This is a genomic window from Streptomyces sp. NPDC002130 (genome assembly GCF_040296465.1).
GTDB lineage: Bacteria > Actinomycetota > Actinomycetes > Streptomycetales > Streptomycetaceae > Streptomyces.
In genome coordinates, this window is sequence record NZ_JBEOXI010001280.1 from 1 (window position 1) to 1,031 (window position 1,031).

Consider the following 1,031-nt stretch of genomic DNA (forward strand, 5'->3'; position numbering starts at 1 on the left):
GGACCGAATTCGATTGGTAATCCGATTGGTAATCGGGGCTGGTACCCGGATTACCAATCCCATTGGTATTCCCATTGGTAATCCGATTGGTAATCGGGACCTGATCAGGATTGGTAATCGGGACCGCAATCGCATTGGTGTAACCAACCGATGCCAGGTCCGGATACGACAGCAGTTTCGTCAACGATTCACGCGTGTCCTTGTGCTCCCATGACGAGTAAGTGGGGTGCTCGATGCGGTCTCGTTTGAGCTCCGAGATGACGGCCGCTTGAAGGGTTCTAGATGCGATCTCGCGGTATGCCTTGACGACAGACGCTGCCATCTTCGGGTTACGCATCAACTCGTCGGACCGGATGAAGGAACGCAAGAGAGCCTCTTCGGTTTCCGGATCAAACAGCACGTAGCGTCGCTCTTCGAGTTCGGCCGCCGCGGAAATCAGCCGGTCCAGTGTCAGATCCTTCGCTTTTCGCGTGAGACGATTCGGTCGCCAGTCGACGACGCCGCTGTATCGGAGACTGGGGTCCGGGATGAGGATCCGAAGGTAGACGAATTGCGCGTCAACGGAGAGGCTTTCGAAGTCTCGGTCGTCGGCGATGTCGATTCGTGTGCGGGCGTACTCACGCGCCACAACGTTCCTCCTGGCTTGCGGGGTCGCCGACTCGTTTGATCATCATCCGAACGGCCGCTTCGGTGATTCCGAGTGCGGCACCGATCGCTTGGTTTGATAGTCCGATCGCGCGTGCGTGGCGAATGCTGGAGATTCGGGCTTTTCGGTCTTCCTCTTGACGTTGGCGAAGCTGTGCAAGGTTGGCGAGGACCGCTTCGGGTGTGTCGAGAGCTGTTGTGGGCTGGTCCACGGTCGTCCCTTCGTTGTGTTCGTGGAAGGCGGGCCGGTCCGGTGATGCGGCTTGGACCGAACCCGCCTTCGATGATGTCACGTTATTCGGTACACACAGTCAACTGTTGGTACCAATATTCTGCTGACGGCTATTCGGCGGAGAAGAGTTTCGGTCCGCCGATGTCGTGGACGT

The 1,031-nt window shown here is 57.7% G+C and carries 2 protein-coding genes; both read right to left on the bottom strand.

All coding sequences use genetic code 11. The features are described 5' to 3' along the window. The coding region (locus ABT116_RS50275) for a hypothetical protein (protein ID WP_351648542.1) at positions 1 to 628 on the bottom strand (628 nt) is incomplete at its 3' end. After that, positions 618 to 857: a hypothetical protein gene (locus tag ABT116_RS50280; RefSeq protein WP_351648544.1), complete on the bottom strand. Its 240-nt coding sequence runs from the start codon at positions 855 to 857 to the stop codon at positions 618 to 620. The genes ABT116_RS50280 and ABT116_RS50275, both read right to left, overlap by 11 nt. Positions 858 to 1,031 lie beyond the last annotated feature (174 nt).